The organism is Vibrio sp. 10N.247.310.24 (assembly GCF_041467175.1).
Taxonomy (GTDB): Bacteria; Pseudomonadota; Gammaproteobacteria; order Enterobacterales; family Vibrionaceae; genus Vibrio; species Vibrio tasmaniensis_A.
In genome coordinates this window covers 1-1659 of record NZ_JBFSUD010000181.1, presented here as the reverse complement: position 1 = coordinate 1659, position 1659 = coordinate 1, and the positions used below count along the sequence as shown (strand labels likewise).

At 42.1% G+C, this 1659-nt stretch carries 2 protein-coding genes and 1 pseudogene; 1 reads left to right on the top strand and 2 read right to left on the bottom strand.

The features are described from left to right. The first annotated feature begins 91 nt into the window (after window positions 1-91). A complete protein-coding gene (locus tag AB6E08_RS23260) occupies window positions 92-583 on the top strand; it encodes a hypothetical protein (RefSeq protein WP_372067069.1) in 492 nt (163 codons plus the stop codon). A gap of 135 nt (window positions 584-718) precedes the next feature. On the opposite strand, the pseudogene AB6E08_RS23255 reads toward AB6E08_RS23260, so the two are convergent. After that, window positions 719-1131: pseudogene (locus tag AB6E08_RS23255) on the bottom strand (transposase); the annotation flags it as partial. Then, a partial coding sequence (locus AB6E08_RS23250) for an IS3 family transposase (protein WP_372160346.1) occupies window positions 1132-1659 on the bottom strand: 528 nt, incomplete at its 5' end.

The following is a 1659-nucleotide window of genomic DNA, read 5'->3' as shown; positions in this document are numbered from 1 at the left end:
GTCCAACAGGTATTTATCCATTGTGCTACGACAACGGATAAATACTTAAGCGTTAGCAATCTTCATCAGATACATTAATAGGAGGAAATCAATGGAAAGGTTTGAAATTATTGTAAACCCAACAGGAGGGAAAAAGGCTATTGCATTAAGTGAGCTATCGGAATTTTTAAGATGTTTTGAGCAATCTTATGCATTAGCTAACTATTACTATTGTGCTATTGATCACAAAGGGTTTATTAAATCAGGGAGTAAGTCAGAAGTCGAGCGATTAAAACTATTTTTTTCAAAAAATAAAAATATTGAAATGTCGCTAGCACATACAGAACCACTTTTATTTGACAGTATAAATACTAATAGCCCTTTGAAATTTGTTGGTTATTGTTCTGGTGTATCTATTTTGGCGCTTTCCCTTTCTGTTGCCCTTGCTGGTGGAGAGGTTGATTTAACAAACAATACTTTCAAGGTGAACTCTTTGACAGAAGCTGTTGGAAACTATAAAAAGCAAATATCTGAAATAGAGGGCGAGCCGAAGGAGCCAGAAGCTCTGAAGCATAAGCCTCGTAGACGCCCCTCAAGGTTCTAGATTGCTAACAATCTGTTTAGGGCTAATTCGCAACGCTTGGCATTTTTGCTATGCGTTGCGTTTTGTGTTTAAGGTGGTATGCGGCGGCCTCGGCATTGCGTTGCTCACACCTTAAAAGGGCGCTGACGGATCCCCTCATATTTTCCCTAGTCCTGCATTGTGTGTGAGCCTTTGATATTCGAACATTCCCCATTGATATTGGGATTCGTTAATTTGATATCGCCGATGATTTCGTACCTCTCTTCCTAGACGAGGTATGGATAGAACTCGGCGGTGTTTAATGCTATTGGCTTGGAAGTCAAAATGCCACTTGGCTTGTACAGCAATGAGGCCATTCCACCACATCAAGATTTCAGCGAGCAACGCAATAAGAAGCAGGATATCCAATCGCTTAGTACAACGAGTTCTGTTGTGACGAAGTGCGATCCCATAGGCGTACTCTTTAGATCGCGGAAGGCTTCTTCTATTTGCATGCGCTTGGCGTACAGGTTGGTAATTTGTACTTCATTTAAGATATGTCTAGGGGTATTGGTCGCGAGTTGTAGTGGTCAACAAATTCCGGACACTGACTTAAGCCGATTTTCGGCATTTACTGGCGACAGCCCATCATTTGCTTGATGAGGCCGTTGCCGATTATAGTAACTCATCAGGTAATGGCTGATGTCTTTCTTAGCTTGAGCTTGTGTCAGGTAACCTGTTGCTGGTATCCACTCGGTTTTCAAGCTTCTAAATAGCCGCTCCATGGGAGCGTTGTCCCAACAATTACCACGACGACTCATGCTTTGAGTTATACGATATCGCCAAAGTCTTTGGCGATATTTACGGCTGCTATATTGGCAGCCTTGATCTGAATGGAACATCACGTTCTTCGGACATCCTCGTAGCTCCCAGGCCATCTCCAAAGCTTTAGATACTAATTCAGTATCGGGCTTATCGGATAAAGACCACCCCACAACGCGTCGGCTAAATAGGTCAAGCACTACCGCTAAATAGGTCCACTTCGAACCTGACCAAATATAAGTAATACCAATTCCATTAAATTCATGATCTAATATAGACTCTGAAAGGAGCCTATA

Coding starts and splice junctions, on each gene's coding strand:
- AB6E08_RS23260 (WP_372067069.1), top strand. CDS start 92: ATGGAAAGGTTTGAAATTATTGTAAACCCAACAGGAGGGAAAAAGGCT.